Annotated in this window: 2 protein-coding genes; both read right to left on the bottom strand. The window is 78.0% G+C overall.

The annotated features are described in order from the left end of the window. A partial coding sequence (locus tag AE652_RS38725) for a DUF6493 family protein (protein ID WP_049660146.1) occupies positions 1-2,314 on the bottom strand: 2,314 nt, incomplete at its 3' end. Then, the coding region (locus AE652_RS38720; RefSeq protein WP_049660144.1) for an SWIM zinc finger family protein at positions 2,311-2,995 on the bottom strand (685 nt) is incomplete at its 5' end. The genes AE652_RS38725 and AE652_RS38720, both read right to left, overlap by 4 nt.

The following is a 2,995-nucleotide window of genomic DNA, read 5'->3' as shown; positions in this document are numbered from 1 at the left end:
CGTACGCCAGCGCGAGGTGCAGCGCGAGCCCGGCCGGGCCGCCGGCCTCGGCGAGCAGCGGGAGGTAGCGGGCGGCGCCGCGCTCGTCCTGGTCGGCGCCCCCGGCGAAGGGGTCGAGCCAGCGCGCGGCCAGCTCCTCCCGGTGCCAGGGGAGCATCGCGAACCAGTGCGCGACGGGCCGCCACGTCCAGCCGTACACCGTGCGGGCCCGGGCGACGCTGGGCTCGGTGCCGTCCAGCAGGGCCCGCGGCTCGGCCGGGAGCCGCTCGCCGCCCGGCCCCTTCGGTCCGGCGCCGATGCCCGGCTGGGCGACGGCGATCCGCTCGACCTCCTCCCACCAGCGGTCCCCGTGCACGTTGGTGTGCCGCACCCCCTTGCCGGGCGCGAACACCACCCGCTCGGAGGGCTGCCCGGGCAGGCCGCCGGTGCGCAGCCAGTGCGCCAGCCACCGCCCGGCCGGGGAGGTGAGCGCCCCGGCGGCCTTCAGCACCGCCTCCTGGGCCCGCACGTCGACCCGCAGCAGGGCCTGGGACAGGTCGGCCTTCCCCGGTTTGACGCCCGCCGCCTCGTACCCGGCGAGCCGCTCGACCAGTTCGGCCGCGTCCAGTGCGCCGGTGGCGTCGGTCGGGGTGGCGAGCAGGTACGGCAGCCCGGCGTGGTGGACCTGCCAGGCGGCCTCCTCCAGGCGGGCGGCGAGGACGGCCCCGTGCACGGTGGTGTGCGCTCCGCGCAGCACGGAGCGGCCCTTGCGGCCGAGGTAGTCCCAGACCTTCCACGGCGGCGTCTCCCCGGCCACCGCGGCCACCACGTAGAGGATCTCCCGGGGCGTGCAGTCGCCCACGCTGTTGGTGCCGCGCCACGGGTGCACCCGGCGGACCGGCTCCACCGCCTCGGCCAGCGCCCTCCGGTCCAGGCGGGTGAGCCGGACCAGCCCGTCCAGCACCCGCTCGAAGTCCGCCACGGCGGGCTCCTCCGAGGCGAGCAGGGCGGACAGCTCCTCCGCGAGTTCCACCGCCGAGCCGATCGGGGCGCCGAGCGGGCGCGGTTCGGGGGCCGGCGGGAGGAGGGCGTTCCACCCGGTGTCCGGGTCGTCCCCGTCGCCGCCGACCGGCGCGCCGAGCAGGTCGCCCGCACGCTGGTGGTGGGCCGGGTTCAGCCCCTCGGCGGCGGTCCGCAGCTCCGCCACCACCGCCTCCCCCGCCGCCTTCAGGTGCCGGGCCACCACGTTCAGCGCCCGTTCCTGGAGGGCCGCGTCGGGGTGCCCGAAGGCCTCGGCCGCGGCCAGCACCACCGGGCCGGAGCGCCCGGGCACGCGCCGGGCGGCCTTGTCCAGCCAGGCCAGCTGGGCTCGGACCAGCTTCTTCTCGGTCCGGAACAGCACCACCGCCGAGGCCTCGGCGAGCACCTCGGGCTCGATCAGGCCGGCCTCGTCCAGCCCGGCGAGCACCTCCTGGGCGTGCCCGGCGAGCACCGACTGGCCGTCCAGCAGCGCCACCAGGTCGCGCACCCGGGCCGCGTACTCGGCCGGTGTCGGATCGAGCGCCCGCAGCACCTCCAGGAGGGCCCGCTGGTCGGCCGGCTTGCCGCCGCGCAGCAGCCGGGCCAGGCAGCGGTCGAGCAGCTCGGCCCGGTCGACCAGGCCGGCCGCGGCCAGTTCGCCGATCGCCTCGGTCCAGACGTCGCCGGGGCGCGGGCTGTGCCGGTGCGTCAGCTGCGAGCCGACGTCCGCGAGTTCGAGCAGCTCGGGCAGCAGCACCGGGGTGAAGGCGTCCTGGCGCAGCTTCTCGGCCAGCGTCGGACGCGCGCCGCGGCTGCCGAAGTCGCTCACACGGTCCGTCCAGCCCCGGACGAAGGTCTCGCCGCGCGGCACCTCGCAGCCGGTGCGCCGGACCACGGCCTCCATCACCGGGTACATCGACCAGCCCTGGTTGCGCACCGGCCGGACGGCGAGCCGGGCGACCACCTCGACCTGCCACTCCACCGGCTGCGCCTCGACGACCTGGTGCAGCACGGAGTTCCGGGCCCAGTCACGGACGCCGAAGTCGCTGCCGGCCAGCCAGGTGGCGGCGGCGGCCGGGCCGGAGTGGCAGCCGGCCCCGGCCACCAGCAGGCGTCCCCTGGTCTCGGTCGCCTCCCGGGACCACTCCTGGCGCAGCTCCTTGCGCAGCGCCTTGAGCGCGGTCAGGGCGGCCCGCCGCTGGGCCGCGTCCAGCCCGGCCAGCAGCTCCGGTATCCGTGCCAGCCGCCCGGACCGGACGGTCGTCAGCAGGTCGTCGACGGGCCCCTGCCGGTCGGCCCCCTCCACCGTGCTCACGCTCCGGCCCCCTTCGTCCCCGCCGCCCCGGCGGCCGTCTCCCGCACCATGCCGACCGCGAGCGCGTGCTTGCACGGCCCGCGTCCGCCCCGGTACTTGCCCCACCACAGGCAGGTGCAGCTCAGCCGCCCCGACTCGTCCGTCCGCACCCGCTGGATGTGCTCGTCCACCGTGACGACGGCCGTCGCCCCGCCCTCCTCCAGCCGTACGGCGCCCGCCTCGACCAGTGCCCGGGCGGCCCGCAGCCGGGGGTTGGCCGCCTCGGCCCGCCCGGCGTCGTACGGGAGCTGCCGGTGGAAGTACGCGGCCTCGGCGGTGTCGTAGCCGATCTGCCCGGCGGTGCCCAGCCGGGTGAGCGCGGCGCGGACCCGCTCGGGGCTCAGCCCGGACTGGGCGGCGAGGTCCCCGACCTCGATCCGGGGCTCCCAGGCGAGCAGCACCGCGATCAGCTCGGCGTCCCGTTCGGCCGTGCCGGTGGCGAGCGCGTCGAGCACCCCGCCCTCGCCGGAGAAGCCCCGGGCGGCGTCGGGCGACAGCGTCAGGGTCAGCCGCATGCCGGGCAGCACCGCCTCCCAGGCGGAGGCGGTCGGCTCCCCGGCCGCGACCGGCCCGTAGACCCGCAGGGCGAGCGCGTGCCGCAGCACCCGCTGGAGCGCCACCAGCCGGTCGGGCCCGGGCAGG

The organism is Kitasatospora sp. MY 5-36 (assembly GCF_001182915.1).
In the GTDB taxonomy this organism is placed as follows: Bacteria; Actinomycetota; Actinomycetes; order Streptomycetales; family Streptomycetaceae; genus Kitasatospora.
Note: the sequence above shows the minus strand (reverse complement) of the source record. Positions and strands in the feature narration are given on the sequence as shown.